Origin of the sequence: Flavobacterium sp. LC2016-12, from assembly GCF_015351595.1 — a bacterium.
In the GTDB taxonomy this organism is placed as follows: Bacteria; Bacteroidota; Bacteroidia; order Flavobacteriales; family Flavobacteriaceae; genus Flavobacterium.
The window spans coordinates 17,256-42,128 of the sequence record NZ_JADKPT010000010.1; the positions used below are offsets into that span (position 1 = coordinate 17,256).

At 32.8% G+C, this 24,873-nt stretch carries 19 protein-coding genes and 1 riboswitch; of the genes, 3 read left to right on the forward strand and 16 right to left on the reverse strand.

The features are described from left to right. Positions 1–141 precede the first annotated feature (141 nt). The 10 genes from IRZ99_RS15420 to IRZ99_RS15465 all read right to left on the reverse strand — a co-directional run bounded on the left by IRZ99_RS15420 (position 142) and on the right by IRZ99_RS15465 (position 11,083). Positions 142–651, reverse strand: coding sequence for an RDD family protein (locus IRZ99_RS15420; protein WP_194658117.1), 510 nt, complete (start codon positions 649–651; stop codon positions 142–144). Positions 652–795: 144 nt separating this feature from the next. Further along, a complete protein-coding gene (locus IRZ99_RS15425; RefSeq protein ID WP_194658118.1) occupies positions 796–1,311 on the reverse strand; it encodes a dienelactone hydrolase family protein in 516 nt (171 codons plus the stop codon). 67 nt (positions 1,312–1,378) lie between these two features. Next, the gene (locus tag IRZ99_RS15430) at positions 1,379–2,551 is read right to left on the reverse strand and encodes a PLP-dependent aspartate aminotransferase family protein (RefSeq protein WP_026983849.1); all 1,173 of its coding nucleotides are present in this window, start codon (positions 2,549–2,551) and stop codon (positions 1,379–1,381) included. A 173-nt stretch (positions 2,552–2,724) separates the two neighbouring features. Continuing rightward, complete coding sequence (locus IRZ99_RS15435; RefSeq protein ID WP_194658119.1) at positions 2,725–3,150, reverse strand: OsmC family protein; 426 nt, start codon at positions 3,148–3,150, stop codon at positions 2,725–2,727. A 432-nt stretch (positions 3,151–3,582) separates the two neighbouring features. Then, positions 3,583–5,997, reverse strand: a complete 2,415-nt coding sequence (thrA, locus tag IRZ99_RS15440) for a bifunctional aspartate kinase/homoserine dehydrogenase I (RefSeq protein ID WP_194658120.1) — start codon at positions 5,995–5,997, stop codon at positions 3,583–3,585. A gap of 1 nt (position 5,998) precedes the next feature. Further along, positions 5,999–6,982 (reverse strand): alpha/beta fold hydrolase, encoded by a 984-nt coding sequence (locus IRZ99_RS15445; protein WP_194658121.1) that lies wholly within the window; start codon positions 6,980–6,982, stop codon positions 5,999–6,001. An 80-nt stretch (positions 6,983–7,062) separates the two neighbouring features. Continuing rightward, a riboswitch (SAM riboswitch) is annotated at positions 7,063–7,171 on the reverse strand. A 187-nt stretch (positions 7,172–7,358) separates the two neighbouring features. Further along, positions 7,359–7,559, reverse strand: coding sequence for a hypothetical protein (locus IRZ99_RS15450; protein WP_194658122.1), 201 nt, complete (start codon positions 7,557–7,559; stop codon positions 7,359–7,361). A 626-nt stretch (positions 7,560–8,185) separates the two neighbouring features. Continuing rightward, complete coding sequence (locus IRZ99_RS15455) at positions 8,186–9,274, reverse strand: aspartate kinase (RefSeq protein WP_194658123.1); 1,089 nt, start codon at positions 9,272–9,274, stop codon at positions 8,186–8,188. Between the two features lie 223 nt (positions 9,275–9,497). Further along, positions 9,498–10,802, reverse strand: coding sequence for an O-acetylhomoserine aminocarboxypropyltransferase/cysteine synthase family protein (locus tag IRZ99_RS15460; RefSeq protein ID WP_194658124.1), 1,305 nt, complete (start codon positions 10,800–10,802; stop codon positions 9,498–9,500). A 95-nt stretch (positions 10,803–10,897) separates the two neighbouring features. Further along, entirely contained in the window at positions 10,898–11,083 is a 186-nt protein-coding gene (locus IRZ99_RS15465; protein WP_194658125.1) for a hypothetical protein, read from the reverse strand. An 814-nt stretch (positions 11,084–11,897) separates the two neighbouring features. Here IRZ99_RS15465 and metK point away from each other — a divergent pair. Then, complete coding sequence (gene metK, locus IRZ99_RS15470; protein ID WP_194658126.1) at positions 11,898–13,148, forward strand: methionine adenosyltransferase; 1,251 nt, start codon at positions 11,898–11,900, stop codon at positions 13,146–13,148. 79 nt (positions 13,149–13,227) lie between these two features. On the opposite strand, the gene IRZ99_RS15475 is transcribed toward metK, so the two are convergent. The 3 genes from IRZ99_RS15475 to IRZ99_RS15485 all read right to left on the reverse strand — a co-directional run bounded on the left by IRZ99_RS15475 (position 13,228) and on the right by IRZ99_RS15485 (position 19,178). Next, a complete protein-coding gene (locus IRZ99_RS15475; RefSeq protein ID WP_194658127.1) occupies positions 13,228–15,456 on the reverse strand; it encodes a hypothetical protein in 2,229 nt (742 codons plus the stop codon). 91 nt (positions 15,457–15,547) lie between these two features. Beyond that, positions 15,548–18,235: a carboxypeptidase-like regulatory domain-containing protein gene (locus IRZ99_RS15480; RefSeq protein ID WP_194658128.1), complete on the reverse strand. Its 2,688-nt coding sequence runs from the start codon at positions 18,233–18,235 to the stop codon at positions 15,548–15,550. Between the two features lie 28 nt (positions 18,236–18,263). Then, positions 18,264–19,178 (reverse strand): GLPGLI family protein, encoded by a 915-nt coding sequence (locus tag IRZ99_RS15485; RefSeq protein ID WP_194658129.1) that lies wholly within the window; start codon positions 19,176–19,178, stop codon positions 18,264–18,266. A gap of 233 nt (positions 19,179–19,411) precedes the next feature. On the opposite strand from IRZ99_RS15485, the gene IRZ99_RS15490 reads away from it, so the two are divergent. After that, a complete protein-coding gene (locus IRZ99_RS15490) occupies positions 19,412–20,227 on the forward strand; it encodes a hypothetical protein (RefSeq protein ID WP_194658130.1) in 816 nt (271 codons plus the stop codon). Then, positions 20,227–20,841 carry a deoxynucleoside kinase gene (locus IRZ99_RS15495; protein WP_072970398.1) on the forward strand — a complete coding sequence of 205 codons (615 nt, stop codon included), beginning with the start codon at positions 20,227–20,229 and terminating at the stop codon, positions 20,839–20,841. Before IRZ99_RS15490 ends, IRZ99_RS15495 begins: the two co-directional genes overlap by 1 nt. A 97-nt stretch (positions 20,842–20,938) precedes the next feature. Here the strand turns inward: IRZ99_RS15495 and IRZ99_RS15500 are convergent, their stop codons facing one another. From IRZ99_RS15500 to IRZ99_RS15510, 3 genes are all read right to left on the reverse strand, one after another. Further along, a complete protein-coding gene (locus IRZ99_RS15500; RefSeq protein ID WP_194658131.1) occupies positions 20,939–23,488 on the reverse strand; it encodes a sodium-translocating pyrophosphatase in 2,550 nt (849 codons plus the stop codon). 112 nt (positions 23,489–23,600) lie between these two features. Continuing rightward, positions 23,601–24,131: an inorganic diphosphatase gene (locus IRZ99_RS15505; RefSeq protein WP_026983866.1), complete on the reverse strand. Its 531-nt coding sequence runs from the start codon at positions 24,129–24,131 to the stop codon at positions 23,601–23,603. Positions 24,132–24,263: 132 nt separating this feature from the next. Further along, a complete protein-coding gene (locus IRZ99_RS15510) occupies positions 24,264–24,863 on the reverse strand; it encodes a DNA-3-methyladenine glycosylase (RefSeq protein ID WP_194658132.1) in 600 nt (199 codons plus the stop codon). Positions 24,864–24,873: the final 10 nt, after the last annotated feature.

The window sequence follows — 24,873 nt, forward strand, 5'->3', positions numbered from 1 at the left end:
TATAATTTTAGATTGTTGAGTTTAGATTTTAGATTGATTGCTTACATCTAAAAAATCAACATATTTTCTAGTACAAAAATATACTTTTTGGACGAGAATAATAATATAATGAGCAACTAAATTCTACCAAATTGGTATAGTTTAAATTAATTCGGTTTCAGGAATACCAATTAAGTTAAAATCATGAAAAGATTTTACACTTTCATCCAACCCTTTTTTACTAACAACATAGGTATCAGAAATAGAATCGTGCCATCCTCTTGAGCCTCCTAAGAAAGTAAAGGCATCAAAAGGAATGTACCGGCATAAACTTCTTTTAAAAATTGTTCCAAAGCTTGGTTTTTCTCCATTTTCATCTACAACAACAGAACCTGTAATAAATTTACCTACAGATCGTCCAAACAATCCTTCCATGACAGTGTAATAAATTATGGACACCGTAATAGCTACTAAATTCCATCCCAAGTCGCCCAAACTGTCAACCCAAAGACCAAGTGCAGTCATTCCTAATAAATTGGTCAAAATTCCTAATACAATACCAATTGCAAATAAAACAACAAAAAAAGAGACAAGATCAATAATGTAATTCAAAAAACGAGTCCCGCTGGACACCAATAATGTATCATCTAAAATGTAAGTAGAATTACTCATAAGCGATAAAGTTTGATTTAAGGTTAAATATATCTTTTTGATTTCGTTATAAACAAAAATATACTTTTTACTGAAACAATTATAAAAACAAAAAACGATTTTTTAACAGTAATAAATTTACAGTCAAAAAATCGTTTTTTTGTTTTAAACTTCTGCAGAGATTAAAAAAGCATTTTCTGCTTTCTTATAAAAATTGTGATTTTGCCTCTGAAGAATAGTATTCGTTATTTTTAAATCAATGAACCATTTATCAATTGGTTTATTTGGGTCATTTTCTCCAAAGTACAATTTAATTTCGCAATTTGGAACTTCCGTTTCATATCGTAATCGGGTTGATGAAACGGCAAATAAATAAGTAGCTTTTAATCCTTTTAAAGAAGCTTTCCAGGCAATTGTACCTCCAATGCTAAATCCCAAAACTGTTACTTTATCAGTTTCTAATTTTAATAAAGTTTCAACTGCTTTATCAATTCCTTCATTGAGAAATTGTTTATGAATATCGGCTTCCGTAAGATTGGAAGCATCAATATTGGCTAATTCAAGAACATCATAATACTGAATCTCAAATTTAGACCGCAATGCATTTCTATAGTAGTTTATCCATTCCGGATGTTGCCCTCCAAATAAATCGGACAGGATGAGTAGTTTTGGTTTAGCCATACTATAAAAATATGATTTTAGATATCAGATTCAAAATCCAATATCTAAAATCATAAATCTAAATTCCTTAAGAAAGTGCCTGATCTAAATCGGCTATAACATCTTTTACCGTTTCTAAACCTACAGAAACACGTACTAAACCTTCTGTAATTCCAACTGCTAACTTTTCTTCAACAGACAATTTACTGTGTGTGGTTGATGCTGGATGTGTTACAATTGTTTTTACGTCTCCAATATTTGCAGAAAGTGAACATAATTTAATTTTGTCCAAAAATTTTCTACCTGCTTCAAGGCCACCTTTAATTTCAATCGCAATAATATTACCTCCTAAAAGCATTTGTTTTTTAGCAATCTCATATTTTGGATGTGACTTTAAGAAAGGATATTTCACACTTGCTACATTTGGATGTGCTTCTAAAAACTCAGCCACTTTTAAAGCATTTTCGCAATGTTTGTCAACGCGAACAGCCAAAGTTTCTAAACTTTTTGACAAAACCCACGCATTAAAAGGTGACATTGCCGGTCCGGTATTTCTTGAAAACAAGTATATCTTACGAATCAATTCAGCATCTCCAACTGCAACCCCTCCTAATACACGACCTTGTCCGTCTATTAATTTTGTTGCCGAGTGAATTACGATATGAGCACCGTATTTAATAGGCTGTTGAATGTATGGAGTAGCAAAACAGTTATCAATTATTAAAATCAGATTGTGCTTTTTCGCAATTTGACCCAACAATTCCAAATCAATTACATCTACACCAGGATTTGTTGGTGTTTCAGCATATAAAATTTTAGTGTTTGGTTTAATAAAACTTTCAATCGTTTCCGGCTGATTGATATCAAAATAAGAAGTTTCGATTTTCCATTTTGGAAAATAAGTCATGAATAAAGCGTGAGTTGATCCAAAGACGCTTCCCGCAGAAACAATGTGGTCACCAGATTCTAACAATCCTGCAAACGTAGAATATATTGCAGCCATTCCGGTTGCAAAAGCATAACCAGCTTCTGCACCTTCCATTGCGCAAACTTTGTCAACAAATTCTGTTGTATTTGGGTTGCTAAAACGAGAGTAAATATTACGTACTTTTTCCTCTGTGAAAGACGCTCTCATATCTTCTGCATCCTCAAATACAAAACTTGATGATAAATACAAAGGAGTTGAATGTTCCTGAAATTGTGTTTTTTCTAAATGTGTACGGATGGCTTGGGTTTCAAAACCAAATTCTTGTTCGTTCATTATGTTTGTTTTTTTGTTTGCTTCGCCAGTTCGGCTAAAGCCTCGTGTCATGTTTCAAGTTTCAAGTTCCTGCGATGCGCATAAAGCTTGATTTAAAACACAAACTAAATTAAGTAGTTATTTATTCGCCAATCTAAAAATTATCTAATTCTCTAATTGACTCATTTTCTAATTTATAGTATTTCGTTGTTCAGGACAACTTTGTATTTGATGGTTGCTGTTGGCTCAACTGTTTTGGCAACTGAACAATATTTCTCAAAAGAAAGCTGCGCGGCGCGCTGTGCTTTTTCAGGATTGATATCACCTTCTAAATAAAAAACCACATCAATTTCTTTAAAAGGTTTTGCTTCGTCAATCTGCACACGCGTTCCTTCAACCTCAGCGTTAAAAGAAGTGATTTCCTGACGTTGCTTCTTTAAAATCGAAATCATATCAATCGCGCTGCATCCTGCAACGCCCATCAATACTAATTCCATTGGACTTGCACCTAAATCGCTTCCGCCAAATTCAGCTCTGCTATCAACATCAACTACATGACCTCTTTCATTTTTTAGTTTGAAATGAAACGCGTCGTTTACTCTGTTTAAGGTTACTTTCATTTTTTTTGTTTTTTGTTTTTGTTTATTCTCGCTATTTCAATACAAATAAGAAAAGTAATATCGAAATAAGCCAAAATATATAATTAAACCACCCATCTTTAAATAATGTTTTATCCATTGTCCAAAAAGTATCCATACCATTTCGTTCAAATTCCATATAAAACAACCTACTTAACCCATAATAGATTCCTTGAGCAATCAATGGAACAAATAGAGAATTGATAGCGGTATTTTTCACAATATTATTTATAGTGCAAACTGATGCAATTATGAATAAAATTATGTTTAAAATCAATATTCTAAGAAACCATTTCTTAGTATCCAATTTACTTTTATCAAATAAAAATATAATTGTCACATTCATTCCGATCAAAATAAAAATGACATTCATACTTATTTTTTCTAATTATGATCTAAAATCTAAAATCAATATTATCCTTTATCAGATAATCTCAAAATATCTCCAAAAACTCCTCTCGCTGTAACCGCAGAACCTGCACCGGCTCCCTGAATTACAATTGGACGATCTCCGTAAGATTCTGTATAAATTTCGAAGAAAGAATCTGAACCTTTCAATCCGCCTAGCGCAGTATCAGAAGGAACTGAAACTAATTTCACTTCTAAATTTCCTTTATCATTTTGCAAATCTCCAGACAGTTCACCAATGTATCTTAGTACGTGATTTGGCTTTTGATCTGCTTTTATTTTATCATAAATTGGATCGAATTCTTTTAATTTAGTTAAGAAATCAGAAACATTTCCTTCTCTTAAATGTTCCGGAATTAAATTCTGAATGGAAATTTCTTCAAATTCATTTTGCAGATCCAATTCTCTTGCTAAAATCAATAATTTTCTTCCCACATCATTTCCGCATAAATCCTCACGCGGGTCTGGCTCTGTATATCCGTTATCAATTGCCTCCTTTAAAATTTCGCTAAACGGAACATCTTTTGCAGAGAAATTATTAAATAAATAACTCAATGTTCCAGAGAAAACTCCTTTAATTTTGGTGATATTTTCACCTGAAAGGTGTAATAATTTTATAGTATCAATTAATGGCAAACCTGCACCAACATTGGTTTCATATAAATAATTCTTCTGGTTTTCAGCAAGAGATTTTCTCAATTCTTTATAAAAACCATAGCTCAATGTATTGGCTACTTTATTAGAAGAAATCAAATCAAAACTGCCTTCTACAAGCGGAATATAATTTTCTACAAAAGAAGCACTTGCTGTATTATCAATGGCAATTAAGTTCTCTAAATGATGTTGGTTTGCATACGCAATAATGTCCTGGATAGTATAAGCAAGACCTTCTTTTTCAATCTCTGTTTTCCAGTTTGAAGTTACGCCGTTTTTATTTAAAAGTAATTTTTTAGAATTAGCAATTGCAAAAACATTTAGCTTAACATCTTTTCTTTTTTCGATAGCTGCAGCCGATTCTAAAATCTGATTGATTAAAGTTCCGCCCACTAAACCGTGACCAATAATCGCAATGTTGATTTTTTTAGAAACTCCAAAAATTTCACCGTGAATTACGTTTAAAGCTTTATTTAGTTCCGATTTTTTAACCACCAAACTCACGTTTTTACCCGTAACAGTGTTGTTAAACAAGATTGGAACAATTTTATTTTTAATTAAAGCAGTGTAAGGCTTATGGAAAGTACTCAAATCCTGACCAATAATCGAAATTACTGATACGTTATCTGTTACTGTAATTTGGTTTACATCTTTAGAATAAAAGTCATTTTCAAATTCTTTTTCTAATTCAACCATTGCCGTTGTTGCTTTTTCTGTAGCTACAACCAATCCAATTCCTCTTTCTGATGAACCTTGTGAAATAATACTCACACTGATATTATTATCGCCCATTACTTTAAAAATCCTGGCATCCACACCAGCTTTTCCAAGTAATCCGCGACCTTCAAGATTTACTAAGGAAACATTTTCTAAAACAGAAAGCGTTTTGATTCCTTCTTTAGTTGAATCAGAAGTAATTAAAGTTCCGCGGTTTTCATGATTGAATGTATTTAAAATACGAAGCGGAATATTTTTTTCCAATAAAGGAATAATTGTTTTAGCGTGAAGAATTGTTGCGCCAAAATTCGCTAATTCATTCGCTTCGTTAAACGAAAGAAATTCGATTTTTTTAGCATCAGCAACCAAATCAGGATTTGCTGTGTAAATTCCGTCAACGTGTGTAAAGTTTTGAAGTTCTTCAGCGTTTAAATAATTTGCGATTAACGAAGCTGTATAATTGCTACCGTTTCTTCCTAAAGTTGTCGTATCGTTATTGTTATTTGAACCAATAAAACCGGTTACAATATTCACTGTTGATCCATTATGTTCTTTAAAATAATTGATAACATTTTTCTTGGAAAGTTGCTCTAAAGGCTGTGCATCTCCGAATTTAGAATCGGTTTTTAATAAATCTCTTGAATCAACAAAATTCGCAGGGATTCCTTTTTCTTTTAAAATGGCTGTCAATAATTTAGCCGAAAGCAATTCACCTTTAGCTAAAATCTGATCTTTAATTTTGTTGCTGTAATCACCAATTAAGCTTACTCCTTCAAACAGTTTATCTAAAATATTGAACTCTTCAGAAAAATCTACCTGAGGATAATCTGAAATTTGATAGGTTTTAAAGTTTTCTAACAAGATTTTATAATTACCGTTTTTAGCAGCAATTTTTAAAATATATTCTAATTCATCCGTAGCATCTCCTCGAGCCGAAACTACAACGGCGATATTTTCGCCCTGATTTACTTTATCTGAAATTATGGAAACAACTTTATTAAGTCCTTCCCCGTTTGATAATGATTTACCTCCAAATTTTAATATTTTCATTTTATTTTGCTATTGTTTTTGCCTTAAAAATATCGGCAAGTAAATGATCTAATTGTTTGTACTCTATTAAAAAAGCGTCATGTCCGTGTACCGAATCTATTTCGCTGTAAAAAACATTTTCTTTGAACTTTTTTAATTCTTCATAGGTTTCTTTATTTTCTCTGGCAGTAAAAAACAAATCCGAATTGATTCCGATAATATGAATCGCTGCATTTGTTTTAGACATTAAAGTTTCAAAATCGGCACTATTTCTTGTAATATCTATGGTTTTAAGCAATTGATTCATCAATTTATAAGATGCTAATTGATATCTCTTTTGCAATTTATCTCCGTGATGTGCCAACCAGCTTTCTATATTAAAAATGGAAAGATTTTCGTTGACCGTACGTTGAAATTTTTCTTTGAATGATTCAGGAGATCTGTAACACAACATGGCATGAATCCTGGCATCTTCAATTGGTTTTGATGAATTGTTCAGGATTTGCTCCTGTAAAAAACAATTAGCAATCATCCAGTCGGTCGATTTCCAGTCGGTTGCAATTGGTATCAAATTTTGAGTGATGTTCGGTTCTAAAGCCAGCATTTCCCAGGCAACTCCTCCACCAACAGAACCGCCAATAATCGTATGAACCTGATCTATAGATAAGCTTTCAAGTCCTTTAATAAATATTCGCGCAATATCTCTGGTAGTAAAATCCTGGTACTTTTCAATTAAAAAAGAATCTGTTCCGTTACCCGGAACATTAAATGCCAATACGGTATATCTGTTAGTATCAATAGTTTTCCCTTCTCCAATTAAGTCATTCCACCAGCCACTTTCGCCGGTAACCTGAGCATTTCCTGTCAAAGCATGATTGACCAAAACAATAGGCGCGCTATGTATAGGCAAACCGGCAACAGTAAAACTTAAAGGTAACGAACGATATAGTGCACCATTTTCGGTGGTGAAATTTTGTATGCTAATGGGGTTTGGTATATTTTCCAATTTTCAAATCTGTTGTATTATTGATTTGTATCTGGAAATATTAGAAAGAAAAGTCTAGAGTGAAACTAGAAAAATTCTTGTTGTTATCTTTCCACGTTTGGGCGTGGTAGAATGCAGCACCTTCTTCGCTTTACCGAAGGGTTGCTAAGGATTCATCGGGTCTAATCCCTCGTCCTTTCTTTATAACATTTCAATACGTTTTTGAACTTAAAGGTGCAAATTAACTACTATTTTCTTAAACAAACAAATTTTATCGAACTGATTCCTCAATTTCATAAATATAATTCAAACTAAAACTATTATACGCAAAAATTTACCGAACTAAAAGCCCAGTAAAATTAAGCAGGTATTCCCCTATTTTATGATACTTTTCGATTTAGATAAAAAGCGTTTCATTTTCTTTTGAATACATCAAAAACAATAAAGAGTTTGGTTCTTTTTTATCTGTCTTTTTATCCGTTGTTTCAGTCATTCCGAATCTTGGATGGATTAATTCATTTTTTGGCGGAGGATTGTTCCTTTTACTTCTGTTTTTCAATGTTGAAAATGTCTTTGATAAGTAGTTTAATGTGCTCATGATATTTAAGTTTAGTTTAGTTGTGTATTATTATCTTTATTATTCGTTTACTATTGTGTTAACCAGCAGGATGAAATAAAAAAACCCTTTTGGATTAGTGTACCAAAAGGGTTTAAGTTTTTCAAACTCATATATTCTTTTGGAATCAACAGACGCATACGCAAATAAATGCGACAGTGAACATCTTGTTCATCTGTAGGGATTTATTCATCTGTGATTTATTTGTTATTTTAAATTCTTGCATTTTCATATAAAATTAAAAAGCCTCCTAAAATTATTGGGAGGCTTTGCATATAATATTGTTGTTTTCTTACAATTTAAGCAAAAGACTTCCCAACGGTATTAACCGAAATGGCGCAAAACATTTTATAGACATTTAAGTTCATTGATTTAGTAGCTTTTGGGTTTAACAAATATGCAAATATTATTTTAATTACACAAATTATTTTAAGGAAATTATGACAAATAATCGACAAAAAAACACATTTTAGCGATATAAAACATCTTACAAAAGTTTTGTTTCATAAAAACAAAGTAAAAACTTACAAAAACACGCTTTTATTTTTAATATCTCCACAAATCAGTTTATCAAAGAACTTTAAAAAAACAATTCAGGTGCCCAGTTCTTAAAGCCAGACTGCTTCTTTATTTTTAATTTTCTCTGACACTTTTAATATATCCGTAATAATTCCTCTTGAAATTGCCTGTTTACATGGAGACGCGCTCTGAATAACAATTGGAACTTTAGCATAAGATTGTGTATAAATTTCAAAAATTGAATCTGAACCTTTTAATTGACCAATGGCAGATGAAACAGGTTCTGAAACTAATTTAACTTCTAATGAATTTCGCTCCACATCAAATTCGCCCACATATCTTAATACATGATTGTCTGCCTGAGTGATTTTTGCAATTTTAAAGGATCTGTCAATTGCTTCTTTATTAAGGATTCCGTTTTTCTCTAAATGTTCTTCCCTAATAATAGAATTAATTTTTATATCTGATAACTCAAAATCTTTTCCTATTTCTCTTGTCAAAATCAGTAATTTTCTAGCAGTATCATTTCCTGACAAATCTTCCCTAAAAGTAGAACGCATTAATCCTAACAAACTGGCATCTTTCAATATAGAGGAGAAAGAAGCTTCTTCTGCAGAAAATCGATTAAAAACATAGCTCAGATTATCAGAAAAAACGCCACGAATCTTTGTTATTTTTTCTCCTGAATAATACAAATCTCTCAAAGTCTGCAAAACCGGAAAACCAGTATCGACTGAAGTTTCATACAGAAACTCTTTATCATACTTTTTAAGATTTTCACGAATCTCTTTGTAAAGGTCAATTGGTAATGTATTGGCTTTTTTATTTACCGCTACAATATTAAATCCGTTTTCAATCAACGTATTATAATGACCAATCAATTCGTCGCTGGCCGTTGCATCAACGGCAATCAAATTTTCGAATTCATTTTCTTTCGCAAATTCGACGATATCTTTTACTTTAAAAGGCACAGCCAATTCTCTAAAATTGGTTTCCCAGGCATATCCAACGCCTTCTTTCTCGAAAAAAGCAACAGTAGAATTGGTGATAATCGGAAAATGAAAGTCAATATTTTTACTCTGAAGAAAAAATTCCTGACTTTCTATAATCTGATTGATCAAAGTACTTCCGATATTCCCAATTCCAAAAAGGATAATATTTATTTTAAGCTTTGACATAATTTTATTTGTTGAGTTAATTTAAACCATATAAGTCATCTAAGTTTATTTTATTTAACAACTTCTATGATTTTAGATACGCTTGTATGCGTACCTTCTAAATTGAACTTACATGACTTATATGGTGAAAATTTATCTTGAATTTCTTTTTATAAAAAATCACCTCTAGCAACACCACATTGCTAAAGGCAATTTTTCAAACAAAAAACAAAAAAACCTAATTCTAATTTTTATTAATACTGTATTGTGATTGCGTTACGCTGGCAAAAACGGTTTGTAAATCTGCAATCAAATCTTCGATATCTTCAATTCCAACAGAAAGTCGAACCAAATCTTTCGAAACTCCTGTTTCTAATTGTTCGTCATCAGACAATTGCTGATGCGTTGTACTTGCCGGATGAATAATTAATGATTTTGTATCGCCAATATTAGCAAGCAATGAGAACAATTTAGTTTCATCAACTACTTTTTTAGCCGCATCAAAACCACCTTTTAATCCAAACGTAATAATTCCACTTTGTCCTTCAGGTAAATATTGTTGCGCCAGATCATAATATTTATTCGATTTTAAACCTGGATAATTTACCCAAACGACCTCATCTTGTTTCTCTAACCATTCGGCCAAAGCCAAAGCATTTTCGCTGTGTTTTTTAATTCGTATTGGCAATGTCTCTAATCCCTGAATGATCTGGAAAGCATTAAACGGACTCAAAGCCGAACCAAAATCGCGCAATCCTTCAATTCTTGCTTTTGCAATAAAAGCTGCATTTCCTAAAGCTTCGTGGTATACTAAACCATGATAACCTGCAGAAGGTTCTGTGAATTCAGGAAATTTTCCGTTAGACCAGTCAAAAGTTCCGGCATCGATAATGGCACCTCCTAACGAAGTTCCGTTTCCGGCAATATATTTAGTCAGAGAATGGATAACAATGTTGGCTCCATGCTCAATTGGTTTTAGCAGATAAGAAGTTGCAACCGTATTATCTACAATAAAAGGCACTTTGAAGTTTTTGGCTTCCGCCGAAATCGCTTTCAAATCCAATACATCTAATTTTGGATTCCCTAAAGATTCTACAAAGAAAGCTCTGGTATTTTCCTTTGCCGCTTTGGTAAAGTTTTCTGGTTTTGAAGGATCTACAAAGGTGGTCGTAATTCCTAATCTTGGCAAAGTTACTTTTAGAAGATTATAAGTCCCTCCATATAAACTATTTGACGCTACGATATGATCACCTGCTTTTAGCAAAGTCAAAAAGGTTGTCGCAATTGCCGATGCTCCAGAAGCTGTCACAACCGCTGCAATTCCTCCTTCAAGCGCTGCAAGTCGTTGTTCTAGAACATCATTTGTTGGGTTGTTTAATCTGGTGTAGATAAATCCGGCCTCAGCAAGACCAAATAAATTGGCTGCATGATCAGCATTATTAAAAACATACGAAGATGTCTGGTAAATTGGGACCGCTCTGGTTCCTGCATTTTTTGTTACGTCGTGTCCTGCGTGTAGTGCGTTTGTGGCAAATTTTTGTGTGCTCATGATTTCTTAATTTTAGGTATTGTTAGTACTGTTATATATTGTTATTGAAATTGTTTCGTTGAAATTGTTTCGTTGAAATTGAAATTTGATATTATTTAAACATAGAGATCCTCCTCTTCAACATCATACATTTGAAAGAGTAATGATTTTTGAGCTTTTATATATTGTTCAGGATCATATTTTATAGGTTCGCTTGTTGGTTCTTCAGATTTATTCGTTTTTTGAGAATTAGTTCTCAATAAGTATTGAAATGCGATTGTATTTATATCTAATGTGTTCATGGTTTAAAATTTTAAATGTTGAAATGAAAAAAGCCCTTCCGGATGGCGACCAAAAGGGCTTATAGTTTAACTATAACAAAGATTGAATCTTTTACTTTTGGCAATAGCAAGGTTGGATGCACATTTGCATCATACTACAACACATCATATTTGTTTTTGCTATTGTTTTCATTTTCTTTTTATTTAAAATTAATTCCTTTTTTAAACTCGACTAATTCGATAGAGTAAATGTAACAAGTATTTATTGAACCACCAAACTAAATCTTGATATTTAACATTAAAATTTTATCATTCCCAATAATATCAATCCACTAGATGTAATAAAATTTTAGTTTCATTTCACTTTCGACCAAAAAAAAACCTCTGCAGTTACGCAGAGGTTCTATATATAAGTTTGAAATAAACTACAATAGTGTCTCTGCGGAAGGCTCCGGCATCATACAAGACATATTGCAAACTATTAATTTCATTTTTCTTTTATTTTGATAATGCAAAAGTGCGAACTATTTTTTAATCAGCCAAACAAATTGCAAAATAATTTCCATTACCCTATCAGATTAGTATGTTTATGTTAAATTTCTGTTTATAAAAATAAAAAAAGTTGAACTTTAATTTGCAAATCAAAATGGTTTTGTACTTTTGCACCCGAATACAGAGGAAAAATTTGAACTGATTGCAACCTCTTCATAATGAAACGGTTCGTTATGAATGCTGAAAGATAAATTTCGGCAGTAAAAAATGCTAAAGCAGACTTTCTCCTTTAGCGCTTTTTAGCAATTTTTTTCCTCACTTAATTTTAATTTAATAAATTATTATGGCTTATTTATTTACGTCAGAATCTGTTAGTGAAGGGCATCCAGACAAAGTTGCAGATCAAATTTCGGATGCATTAATTGATAACTTCTTGGCATTCGATGCTGACTCAAAAGTAGCATGTGAAACTTTAGTTACAACTGGTCAGGTAATTTTGGCTGGTGAAGTAAAATCGAATACTTATCTTGATGTGCAACAAATTGCTCGTGAAGTAATCCGTAAAATTGGATATACAAAAAGCGAATACATGTTTGAAGCAAATTCTTGTGGAATTCTATCAGCAATTCACGAACAATCTGCTGATATCAATCAAGGTGTAGACAGAGCTAAGCCAGAAGAACAAGGTGCGGGTGACCAGGGAATGATGTTTGGTTACGCAACTAACGAAACTGAAAACTTCATGCCATTGGCACTTGATTTATCTCATAAATTATTACAGGAGTTAGCTATTTTACGACGTGAAAACAAAGAAATCACTTATTTACGTCCCGATGCTAAATCTCAGGTAACTTTAGAATATAGCGACGATAACAAACCAACTCGTATTGATGCGATTGTAATCTCAACTCAACACGATGATTTTGATGAAGAGGCTACAATGTTGGCTAAAATCAAAAAAGATATTATCGAAATTTTGATTCCAAGAATTATCGCTAAAAATCCAGCTCACGCGCATTTATTTAATGATAAAATTAACTACCACATTAACCCAACAGGAAAATTCGTTATTGGAGGACCTCACGGAGATACTGGTTTAACAGGAAGAAAAATCATTGTTGATACTTACGGTGGAAAAGGAGCTCACGGTGGTGGTGCTTTCTCTGGAAAAGATCCAAGTAAAGTAGATAGAAGTGCTGCTTATGCTACACGTCATATCGCTAAAAACTTAGTTGCTGCAGGTGTTGCTGACGAAATCTTAGTTCAGGTTTCTTATGCAATTGGAGTTGCTGAGCCAATGGGTATTTTTATTGATACTTACGGAACTTCAAAAGTAAATTTAACAAACGGCGAAATCGCTAAAAAAGTAGAAGCTATTTTTGATATGCGTCCTTACTTTATCGAGCAACGTTTGAAATTAAGAAATCCTATTTATAGCGAAACTGCTGCTTACGGACACATGGGACGTAAACCAGAAGTCGTAACTAAAACTTTTTCTGCTCCGGGAGGACATTCAAAAACAGTTACTGTTGAGTTGTTTACTTGGGAAAAACTTGATTTTGTTGACAAAGTAAAATCTGCTTTTGGATTGTAATTTAATCTGAAACTTTATATACAAAAAGAGGCTGTCTATTTATTTAGACAGCCTCTTTTTTTTGATTCAGAATACTTTATTAATATGTTCCGTCTTGCATCTTTGCTAACGTCTCACGTATTTCATCTGCAGTTTCCGCTTCTACCTCAACACTTAAATATTTCACAGCTAATGTTTGAGTTTCGACAGCTTTTTGTTTTTGTCCGTCTTTATAATACAATTGCGCTAAAGTATCCAAATAATAAGGATTGTTCTTAGTTACCGCCAAACTATATTCAGACCAACTGATTGCAGATTTTAAAAAGTTAGCGTTACCAGGTTTTAAAACTACTGTCCATGCAGCTTCATTACATAAGTTGGAATGATATTCTTTAAAAGCATTCCATCCATTATAAGAGTAATCAGAAATTGGATCTAAAGTCGCATACATTTCATCTAATCGTTCAATCGCACTTCCTTTATCCGTTGCTAAATTGGCATTGAAATAACTACTAAACTCTTTTAAGTAATTTGTATTCGAACCATCCTTATCTTCTGTTTCACCTAAATAGGCAAAATAGTTTCGATAACATTCAAAATTTCCTTTTCCGGCAGCAATTAGTTTTTTATAAACTGAAATTGTTTTGTCTTTATTTGCTTCCCCAGAAACTCCATCAGCTTCTATATAGGTATTTTGCTGTAATGCCGAAGTAATCTCAGCAATCACATTACCCACTAAATGTTTTTCTCCTTCTTTGTCATTAAAAACTACTCTTTCAGTTTCTATAACATCGGCGTGTTTTATCAAATAATCAATAGCTAAAAAATCAGTATCTGTCAATACTTTATCTTCATTAAAAAATTGCTTGTAAAATCCTTGATTTTTAATTTCTTTCAGAATTGTTTCTACCAAATACAGGTTTGGTTTTGTATCTTTTTGATGCGCTTCTATTACTTTTTTCCAGTTTTGAGAAACTGTTTTTTTGTCTAGCATCACTTTGACAAGTTTAAAATCTTCAGGATTTTCCGTCCCTGTTTCAGCATAATCATAATCGTAAGGCATTTCGAGAACGGCTGCTTTATTAAAAGCCATAATCAAATCGGCATCCGTTGCCTTTTTATTTTTAATTACTTTATCAAAAGAAAGCAATGCATTTGCTCGCTGGGCTTTTTTATAAAATCCGTCATAATAATTAAACTGAGCTTGTTTCTCTGACAACTTAGATTTTGAAGTTGCTAAAATATCTCCATTTTCATTTAATACAATTATACCTGAATTATCTATTATTTTATTGGCTTTCAGCCATTTTTTATCTTCGGCGGAAGCCAAATAATAATTAAAAAGATCATACTCAGCATGATATCCATCATACATCGTATAACTAACCTGCGCCTCCTGATCTTTAATAAAAGTTTCAAAATCAGTTTTCGCAGATGGTTTTTTACTATCAAAATAAACTACCAAAAGTTTGTTTTTACTCGATGAAATAGCATTTTTTAAATTGCTTTCAATCTTAAATTTAAAATCAAATTTAGTTGAAGGATAGGATTCCACAACAACAGCAGCACTATCAACTACTACACCTTCCGAACCAAAATCATCACTTATTAATGCTTCTTTTCCAGGATAAGTCCAGTTTGAAATAGTCTGGCTTTCCACGGGAATAACTTTTGAAACCGCAGCTTGTGGTAGCTCTTTTTCATTTATGAAAACTAATGGATTCTTTCCTTTTTGCTCAGAAATTCTCAACTCATTTGTTTTTTGATCAAAAAAACCGGAAATATTTAAATCGTTTACAGCGGCCAATTGATAATTAATAGTCACTTCAGAAACATCTTTTGGTAAGCCAAATTTTGACAATTTACTTTCACCATTGTAGTCTTCATAAACCAAATATAAATAATCTGCTTTATCTATTTCAAACTCTAGATTGGTCTGGATCCATTCCGGATCAACTTTAGTTCTGATATCCGTTATTTTTTGATACTGAACGGGACCATTTGAATTTTGTGTTCCGATGTAGAACGAATAATAGGAAGGTTCTAAAAATTTAATTTTAATTTTTTGCGCTTTTTTATCAGTTGCAAAAGCAACATCAAAAGTATTTTCCGACTTTAACTTCTGTGTAAATAAAAGAGAATCGCCTTTTATTTCATACTCTCCGGAATAAAAAACCAGTTCGTATTTATTATCTTCTAATAAATTTAATTTAATTTTTTCTCCTTTATTTGCAGAAAGATAGGTTCCTTTCTGAATGCCTTTTGTTTGAGAAAAAGAAACAAATGTCACACAAAAAAGCAAAAAGAAACTCCATTTAAAACTACGCATATTTAAAATTTTTGGCTGTTAATATCATGCGTAAAGATATTGCATTCCTGATTAAACAAATCACAAAAAAGCAGTATTTGTACTTAAAATACTATAAATTATATTTCATTGAAAAGATGATATAACGCGGTTGTACTGTGTATTGCGAAACACGTGTGGAGAACTGTGAGAAGCTGTCATCGTTCAGATATTTAGTATTTAATAAGTTGGTCGCCGAAAGTTTATACTCCCATTTACTGTCCTTTTTTTGATAGATTAAACTGGCACTTAAAAAATCATATTCATTATCAACTGTTTTATCGGAATTATAATAATGGTAAAACTCATACTCCGAAACAAACGAGAAGCTATTCCAGAAATAATAATCCAATCGTGCAAAAGGTTTGTCTGTATAATACGTTGACCCGCTATATTGATTGATCAAAGCATTGTAACCTAGTTCTAAATTCGGAAAGTTTTTATAATTTGTTGAAGCTCTAACGGTATAACTTTGAGTAAAACTTTCTGTAGTAGCCAATATATTATTCTGAATATTATTGAATTTCGACCAATTGAAACTTGCAACTGCTGATGCCTTATAATTCTTTAAAAAAGAGCGCCCGTAACTTCCCATTCCGGAAAAAGTTTCATCTGCCAAATTTGAATTGTAAGGCACTGAAGATTGATTAATTCCATCAAAATCAGCTTTAGTTTTAATTGCATCTACTTTTTTAGTATAGGTTGCATTAGCAAAAATATTCTCAAAATTGAACATATTATATTTAAAGTAACGCAATGAATGCACTTGTGAAGTAGCATTTTCTAAAAATCGATTTCCTCTAAACAAGCTGCTGTAATCTGATAAAACATAACCTGCTGCCAATTGATTTATATCTGTAAAATCATTTGACAAAGAGAAATTATAGGTCAGTGTTTCTGATTTTTTGATTTGATATAAGGCAAAAAAATCAGGCAATACTTTCGTAAAGCTCTGAGAATAATCTGTTCCTAATTGCGTGTTTGTCATCGAATAAGAATGCAAGCTAACACCAGGCGTCAATGTAAATTTCCCTGACAAGATCTTATAGTGAAAACCTAAAAAAGTATCATTAAAATTATACTTTACCTGATTATTATTTTGAGAATCATTTAAATCATTTCGATCACCATTATCCAGCATCTGAAAAATATGAGAGTTGAAATCCTGATATGAATAGGTATTTCCTAAAGTAATATTGATGTTGCTTTTTGGCGTCACCATATAATAGTAATCCAGTTTCGCATCGAGTTTATTAGTTTTTACAAAACGATCCTGATTCAAATCATTTCGTTGCTGATCTGTAATATATCCTGATAAATCAAAAGGCTGTGAACGTAAATTGGCATTATAAAACGGATTTTCGTCCTGATATAAATGCTGCATTTCAAAAGCAAAAATATTTTTATCGCTTTGTGTATAATACAAACTCAAATTCTGATTTATCGATGTTGGATTTTGCTTTTTATTTGTCAAAATCGTTTCAACAGAAGAAATATCATTTACTACTGATTCACGCAACAAATCAGTGTCTTCATCCTGTTTAGATAATTTAGTTAAGATGTCATAATCAAACTGAAACTTATCATTGGGTTTATACGTTGAACTCAATTTAAAAAGACCCAAATTATTTTTCTGATGCGTTAGTTCATCACGTTTTTGCTGATCACCCGAATCTAAAATCGTAGTTTGAGATTTGGTTTCTAAATCTGTTTTTGATGCAGAAAGTATTCCGAAACCGCTAATATTCCAGGCCTTTGTCACTGAATAAGCAAAATTGGTTGCGCCAAATTTCGTTTCAATTTCTTTAGCCCGATTATTTCTTAAAATTGAAATTCCCAAATCATTTGATGAAACATTAAAATTGCTTCCGCCCTTTTTCATCATATTTTTAAATCCACCTGTAAACTTAAAATAATCCTGAGCCGTCAGGGGTAATTCTCCAATATTGTTAAAATTGGTAATTAAATTAATGGAGTATTTTGGGCTGTAATAAAACAATTTCGGATTAATAATATAACGACTATCAAGCTCTGCAACCCCAATTCCAGCCGTTACATCACCAAACCAAAAGTTCTTTTTACCTTCTTTCAGTTTAATATTCATGGCCACATTATCCTGATCGTTTTCCAGACCTTTTAAAGCACCAACTTCATTATAATTTCGCAAAACCTGAATTTTATCGATTGCATCTGCGGGAATATTTTTAACACCGAGTTTGGTATCTCCATCAAAAAAATCCTTGCCTTCGACCATTAATTTGCTGACTTTTTTCCCTTCAACTTCAATTTCACCGTCGGCATTTACCTCAACTCCCGGTAATTTTTTCAACACATCTTCCAGCTTTTTTTCTGTTCCTGATTTGAAAGAATCAGCATTGTAAACAATCGTATCACCTTTTATTGAAACGGGCATTTCTCGAACAATTTCGACACCTTCAAGTTCAATACCCGAACCATCCATGACAATATTCTGAACGATGTTTCCTGTATTAGTTGAGATTGGAATTTCTTTCGATTTCATTCCCAGATAACTTACTTTAACCGTGTATGCAGTATTTGGTTTTAAACTAAGCTGAAACTTTCCTTTATCGTTGGTAATTCCGTACGAATCCATTGCTTTTGTTCCGTTGTTTACGGCCATTATATTGGCCATTTCCAAAGGGTTTTTCTGTTCGTCCTGAATAAAACCATCGAAACGTACCGTTTGGGCAAAGGTTATAGATGTCATTAATAAAATAACGGAGAAAAGTATATTTTTCATGAGGAAAATCTAAAGATGATTTGCTTAGTTATCGTCTGATCATTACTGGACCACCACCGGGGCCACCTTCGCGACCACGATTCATTTCTCTAAATTCTTCCATCTTTTTAATTACAGTTTCATCGTAATCTTTCTGAGAAATCACTTTACCTTTTGTAGGCGCTTTTATTTCGACTTTGTCTTTAGCATTTAAAACAATCTTCGAACATAAAATTGTTGTTCTTCCATCGTTCACCTCTAAAATCAAACCCGGCAAACCCCAATAGTTTTCAGGACCTTGATTAACTGGAATTTCCGGAGAATACCACGCGGTTATGATAATCTCTTTTGGAATTTCAAAATTGTCTGCAAAATTAGTTTTTGTTTCTCCTGAAGTTTTCTTGGCATCTTCTTTTTTATCTTCAGGCTTTTTGTCGTTATCATTTTTAGGTCTGAAATTTCTAAAGTCGGTTTTACTGGCTTCTTTTACAGCTGTTGCTTTATAACAAGTATAACCTCCAATTTGTTTGGTTTCCGATTCCATTTTCCAATTTAATTTTGGAAGAGAATCTATAACCAGAAACTCTTTTCCCATAAACTCTTTATCTACGGTATATGATTTGCTTTTTACATCTTTATAAAAAGTGCCTCCACCGCCCATAAAAGAATTCATCATGATACGCATTCCACCACCTTGTTGCCCCGGGGTTTCTAGCTTCTCTTCTTCTTTGTAAATGGAGGTCGATTTATCGAAATTTAAAATAAAGGTTTTCTCCAGCATTTTTTTCATGCGCTCCTCCATGTTTTTCTGCATTTCAGGAGTAATATCCCTATTAGCACGCATTCCGTCCATTTTAGGAGCCTGCGTTTTTGACTCGTAAACAGCCATTCCCTGAAAGTCCTTTTGCGCACGCATTTGAGTAAATACGAGCATTAAAGGCATATATATAAATATTTTTTTCATTTCATTATTCTTTTAAATTGAGTTCATTATAAGAACTTACTTTCAAATGTATTACTAATTTTAAAATACTAAAAATTAAATATATCAATACGTATAACCTATCGACGAAATCAGCTGTTAATTAGATTGTTGTAATTATGAAAGGTTTAAAGACTAAATCAAACTAAAAATGCTATTTACTCTATTTCATACTATACTTTTTTGTAATTTGGCTTCTTTGAAACCCATTTCTTATGAACAAGACTGTGCGCAAAATTTTAATACTACTTTTTATCGCTTGTTCATTTTCTACTGTTTCTGCGCAAAATCAAAAAATAAAGGCTTCTTTAATTTCCAGCTTTACAGCTGATATTGATGACTTTCTAGGTTATGATTCCTTTGGTTTTTCTTATCATATTAAAAATAATGTCTTTAAAAAATTTAAAGGAAATGAGATCTTTGAGTACAAAAATGTTTCATTGGGAAATATTACCAAAGTCGATATCCTTAATCCTCTTAAAATAGTTATATTCTATGAAGATTTTAATACCGTTGTTTTGTTAGACAATCAATTAAACAAAATGACAGAAATTAATTTTTCTCAAAATAATACTCCAATTGTTGTTCCTGCTATTGGCATGTCTACCCAAAATCAATTGTGGATTTTTAATACCTTAAATCAGCAAATTGGCCTTTTTGACTATTTAAAAAATGAATATAAAACAGTTTCCACACCTTTAACAGAAGCTATAAAATATTATCAAACCGACTTTAATACCTTTTTTTGGATTGATAAAAAAAACAATTGGTTCTCTTGTGATATTTTCGGAAAAACAACTGTTATGGGAAAAATTCCTGACTTTGATAAAATTGAAATTTTAAACGATCATCAGTATATTTTCAGCAAAGCTAATTTGTTGTATTTTAAAGACATTAGCAGCACAAATTCAGATACCGTTTATGAAATTGAAATTTTACAAAAAAGCTTTGATAAATTCTGCTACAAAGACCAAATTTTATCTATTTTTACAGCTAAAGAAATCACCAATTATAAAATCGTAACACCGTAATGCACATAGCAATAGCAGGAAACATAGGCGCTGGAAAAACAACTTTGACTAAATTATTGGCCAAACATTTTAAATGGGAACCCCATTATGAAGATGTTGTTGACAATCCTTATCTAGATGATTTTTATCACCAAATGGAGCGTTGGTCATTTAATTTGCAGATTTATTTCTTAAACAGCAGGTTTCGTCAGGTGCAGCAAATTCGCGAAAGTGGAAAAAAAATCATTCAGGACAGAACGATTTATGAAGATGCCTATATTTTTGCTCCCAACTTGTATTCTATGGGATTAATGACAAGTCGCGATTTCGAAAATTACACTTCTTTGTTCGAATTAATGGAATCGTTAGTAAAAGCTCCAGATTTATTAATTTACCTAAGAAGTTCTATTCCTAATTTAGTAGGACAAATTCACAAACGCGGACGGGAGTACGAGAATTCAATTTCAATTGATTATTTAAGCCGATTGAATGAAAGATATGAAGCGTGGATTCAGACTTATAACAAAGGAAAACTTTTGATTATAGATGTTGACAATATTAATTTCGTCGATAATCCGGAAGATTTAGGAAACATCATAAACCGTATTGATGCTGAATTAAACGGATTGTTTTAAACACAGATTTCAATAATTTACACTAATAAAAAATGCCTCTAGAATTTTTAGAGGCATTTTTTGTTTCAAAACCTTTTTCAAAGGTCATCAGTCTATATTATTTCGCAGCTTCAATTTTTGCTTTCACCTCTTCTTCAGTTCCTTCAAAAACTTCTGTAGTAGTTTTACCATTTACGGTTTTTGTTACCGTTCCAACTGTAACGCCATTCGTAGTTGACAAATTAACTTCAACTTTATTTTTGCTGTATTTAGTTGTATCGAAACAATCTGTTCTTTGATTAGCATATTTTCCATTTGCATCATAATGTGCTAAACATTTTGCAGTTTCTTCGGCTGTACATCCTTTTTCTTTGCACATTTTAATGCATTCCTCTTTTGTCATCCCTGACAAATCTCCGCATTTAGACATACCGCTTGCATGCATTTCCATTTTGCAACAAGAATCTTTTTCAGCAATATTTGAAGACGAGTGCCCTTCTCCTAATATTGGAGCAATTACTAATCCTATTAAACAAGTCAATTTTATTAAAATGTTCATTGATGGTCCGGAAGTATCTTTAAAAGGATCTCCAACAGTATCTCCTGTTACTGCAGCTTTATGAGCATCAGAACCTTTGTATGTCATTTCGCCGTTGATCATAACTCCGGCTTCAAAAGATTTTTTAGCATTATCCCAGGCACCTCCGGCATTGTTTTGGAAAACAGCCCAAAGCACTCCAGATACAGTAACTCCTGCCATATATCCTCCTAACATTTCAGCAATTAACTGATTGTTATCTGCATAAACTAATTTACCTAATAATACAATGGCAATTGGGAACCCAATTGTCAAAATTCCAGGTAGCATCATTTCGCGTAAAGCGGCTTTAGTAGAAATCTCAACACATTTTCCATATTCAGGTTTTCCGGTTCCTTCCATAATTCCAGGAATTTCCTTAAACTGACGACGTACTTCATACACCATATCCATTGCAGCTTTTCCAACAGAATTCATAGCCAGAGCTGAGAATACTACCGGAATCATTCCACCGACAAATAACATGGCCAAAACTGGTGCTTTAAAAATATTGATTCCGTCAATTCCTGTAAACGTTACATAGGCAGCAAATAAAGCCAATGAAGTTAAAGCAGCAGATGCAATTGCAAAACCTTTTCCGGTTGCAGCAGTTGTATTTCCTACTGAATCTAAAATATCTGTTCTTGTACGAACCTCTTTTGGCAATTCACTCATTTCGGCAATTCCTCCGGCATTATCTGAGATTGGTCCGAAAGCATCAATTGCTAGCTGCATTGCTGTAGTAGCCATCATTGCAGAAGCTGCTAAAGCAACTCCGTAAAAACCAGCTAAAGCATACGAAATCCAGATTGCTGCTGCAAATAATAAAACGGTCGGAAAAGTTGAAATCATTCCCGTTGCTAAACCGGCTATTACATTTGTTCCTGCTCCGGTTGATGATTTTTGTACAATGGCCATAACCGGTTTTGTACCTAAACCTGTATAATATTCCGTTACTGATGAAATAGCTCCACCAACTACTAATCCAACTAATGTGGCATAGAAAACACGCATTGATGAAATATCTTTAGATCCTTCTCCGAAGAAACTCATTTGCATAGTTTCTGGTAACATATGTTGTACTAAGAAGAAGCAAGCTATTGCGGTTAGAGCAATTGAAAGCCAGTTTCCTATGTTCAATGCTTTTTGCACTTGTGCTTCTTTAGCATTATCATCAGATATTCTTACAACTAGAGTTCCAATAATCGAAAATAAGATTCCGAAACCGGCAATTGCCATCGGAAGTAAAATTGGCCCGATTCCTCCAAAGGCATCCTGAATAGAACCGCCCATATCTTTGATAACGTAATTTCCTAAAACCATCGCTGCCAAAACTGTTGCCACATACGAACCAAATAAATCAGCTCCCATTCCGGCAACGTCTCCCACATTATCTCCAACATTATCAGCAATTGTTGCTGGATTACGAGGATCATCTTCTGGAATTCCAGCTTCTACTTTACCTACTAAATCGGCACCCACGTCGGCTGCTTTCGTGTAGATTCCCCCACCAACTCTGGCGAATAATGCGATTGATTCTGCTCCAAGTGAAAATCCTGCTAAGGTTTCCAAAACAATTGTCATCGTTTCAGTATCCTTCCAAACCCCGCCTGATAAAATATTAAAGAAAATTATAAAGAAACCTGTTAAGCCTAAAACTGCTAAACCTGCAACGCCAAGTCCCATTACAGTTCCCCCGCCAAAAGATACTTTCAAGGCTTGCGGCAAACTCGTACGAGCGGCTTGTGTGGTTCTTACGTTTGTTTTAGTTGCTATTTTCATACCTATATTACCAGCGTAAGCTGAAAATAATGCTCCAAATATGAATGCAACTACTATTAATAAATGCGTTTTAACTCCAGGAATAAAAGTAATACCAGCTAAAGCAATACTGGCGATAATTACAAAAATGGTTAATAATTTATATTCAGCTTTTAAAAAAGCGAGGGCACCTTCATAAATATAATCTGAAATCTCTTTCATTTTTCCGTCGCCTGCATCTTGTTTTAAAACCCAAGCTCTTTTTATTCCCATGAAAAGTAATCCTAAAATTGCCATAACAATTGGCAAGTAAATCATAAATGCATTCATAATGTTTTAGTGGTTTTGGTTAATAGTCAACAAACTAACTAAAACGAATTTAAACAAAAAAGCAATACTCCTAACGGAGTATTGCTTTTTTTATAATAGAATAGGGTAAAAATTATTTAATACTAAATAATCCCTCTGGTTTGTTTTCGATATCGTTAAAACGCTTTGTACACTCAGCAATAATTGCAAATGCTTCGTTTACATCTCCCCAACCTTCTACATCTACTTGTTTGTTTTCAAGATCTTTGTAAACCTGGAAGAAATGCTCGATTTCTTTTAATAAGTGTCCGTTAATATCCGAAAGGTCATTTAATGAATTCCAGATTGGATCTGAAACTGGTACACAAATAATTTTTTCGTCTGGTCCTTTATCATCTGCCATGTGGAAAACTCCAATTGGTTTTACTTCTATAACACATCCAGGGAAAGTAGGCTCATTTATCAAAACCAATACATCAAGAGGGTCACCATCAAGAGCTAAAGTTTCCGGAATAAATCCGTAATCAGCTGGGTACATCATTGACGAGAACAACATTCTGTCAAAACGCATTCTTTTGATTTCAAAATCGTATTCGTATTTATTTCTGCTTCCTCTTGGTATTTCGATTAATACATCGAAAGTCGTTAGTTTGTCTGCGGTCATTTTCGTTTTTTATTATTTCTATAAATTCGATTGCAAAAGTAACTAAACAATCCTTTTTTACAATGAAAAAAGTACATTAATCTATGCTTTTTACACATTAATTAATATACTTTCCATTTATATAACAGATAGTTAATAAGTAATCTTGCGATTTCGTTTATTTAAGTAATAATGCCACAATAAATAGGTCGCATAAGAACGATACGGACTCCATTGTTCGGCATGGATTTCCATTTCGTTTTTGTCATGAATATCTAACAATTCTTTGATCGTATTAACCACTGCAATATCTCCTAGCGGAATTAAATCTGGTTCCTGAAGACAGAACATCAGATAAATATCAATAGTCCAATTTCCGATCCCTTTCAACTTTATAAGTTCTTCCCGAACTTGTTTTGCTGATTTTGAAGCCAGGCTTTCGATATCTAATTCTTTATTTAAAACTGCTTCAGCAAGAATTTTAATATATTTTGTTTTTTGACGGCTTACTCCTAATGCACGAAATTCTTCATCAGATAAAACAAACATGTTTTCAGGATTACAGGTTGTAAACGATTTGATTTTTAAAAATGTGGCTTTCGCCGAATCAATAGAAACTTGTTGTTCGAGTATAAGCAATACAAAAGTTTCAAAACCCTGAGGACGTTTTGGAATTGGCGGTAAACCATATTTCTCAATGATTTCCTGAAATATTGGATTTTTGGTTGATAGAAAATCGATGGCTTCTTGCATAACTTGATTT

Coding starts and splice junctions, on each gene's coding strand:
- IRZ99_RS15420 (WP_194658117.1), bottom strand. CDS start 651: ATGAGTAATTCTACTTACATTTTAGATGATACATTATTGGTGTCCAGC.
- IRZ99_RS15425 (WP_194658118.1), bottom strand. CDS start 1,311: ATGGCTAAACCAAAACTACTCATCCTGTCCGATTTATTTGGAGGGCAA.
- IRZ99_RS15430 (WP_026983849.1), bottom strand. CDS start 2,551: ATGAACGAACAAGAATTTGGTTTTGAAACCCAAGCCATCCGTACACAT.
- IRZ99_RS15435 (WP_194658119.1), bottom strand. CDS start 3,150: ATGAAAGTAACCTTAAACAGAGTAAACGACGCGTTTCATTTCAAACTA.
- thrA (WP_194658120.1), bottom strand. CDS start 5,997: ATGAAAATATTAAAATTTGGAGGTAAATCATTATCAAACGGGGAAGGA.
- IRZ99_RS15450 (WP_194658122.1), bottom strand. CDS start 7,559: ATGAGCACATTAAACTACTTATCAAAGACATTTTCAACATTGAAAAAC.
- IRZ99_RS15455 (WP_194658123.1), bottom strand. CDS start 9,274: ATGTCAAAGCTTAAAATAAATATTATCCTTTTTGGAATTGGGAATATC.
- IRZ99_RS15460 (WP_194658124.1), bottom strand. CDS start 10,802: ATGAGCACACAAAAATTTGCCACAAACGCACTACACGCAGGACACGAC.
- IRZ99_RS15465 (WP_194658125.1), bottom strand. CDS start 11,083: ATGAACACATTAGATATAAATACAATCGCATTTCAATACTTATTGAGA.
- metK (WP_194658126.1), top strand. CDS start 11,898: ATGGCTTATTTATTTACGTCAGAATCTGTTAGTGAAGGGCATCCAGAC.
- IRZ99_RS15475 (WP_194658127.1), bottom strand. CDS start 15,456: ATGCGTAGTTTTAAATGGAGTTTCTTTTTGCTTTTTTGTGTGACATTT.
- IRZ99_RS15480 (WP_194658128.1), bottom strand. CDS start 18,235: ATGAAAAATATACTTTTCTCCGTTATTTTATTAATGACATCTATAACC.
- IRZ99_RS15485 (WP_194658129.1), bottom strand. CDS start 19,178: ATGAAAAAAATATTTATATATATGCCTTTAATGCTCGTATTTACTCAA.
- IRZ99_RS15490 (WP_194658130.1), top strand. CDS start 19,412: ATGAACAAGACTGTGCGCAAAATTTTAATACTACTTTTTATCGCTTGT.
- IRZ99_RS15495 (WP_072970398.1), top strand. CDS start 20,227: ATGCACATAGCAATAGCAGGAAACATAGGCGCTGGAAAAACAACTTTG.
- IRZ99_RS15500 (WP_194658131.1), bottom strand. CDS start 23,488: ATGAATGCATTTATGATTTACTTGCCAATTGTTATGGCAATTTTAGGA.
- IRZ99_RS15505 (WP_026983866.1), bottom strand. CDS start 24,131: ATGACCGCAGACAAACTAACGACTTTCGATGTATTAATCGAAATACCA.
- IRZ99_RS15510 (WP_194658132.1), bottom strand. CDS start 24,863: ATGCAAGAAGCCATCGATTTTCTATCAACCAAAAATCCAATATTTCAG.